General features: G+C 63.9%; 1 protein-coding gene. It reads right to left on the reverse strand.

Translation table 11 applies throughout. The features are described from left to right. A partial coding sequence (locus tag FEZ63_RS22290; RefSeq protein WP_150948976.1) for an ABC transporter permease subunit occupies positions 1-202 on the reverse strand: 202 nt, incomplete at both ends.

Here is a 202-nt window from a genome sequence, read left to right on the forward strand (position 1 = left end):
AAATTCCTTCTCGCGCAGCGACAGAACCGTCCCGCGCACGACGCGGGCCACCGACGGAGTGTAGGCAAGCCCCAGCGCGAGGATGATGCCGTATTTGTTCGCGCCGATGACGGCGAGAAGCCCCAGGGCGAGCAGAATTCCCGGGAACGCCAGGAGCGCGTCGTTGAACGACATCAGGATCTTGTCCGTCCAGCCGCGAAGA

Origin of the sequence: Microvirga brassicacearum (genome assembly GCF_008757455.1) — a bacterium.
Lineage (GTDB): Bacteria > Pseudomonadota > Alphaproteobacteria > Rhizobiales > Beijerinckiaceae > Microvirga > Microvirga brassicacearum.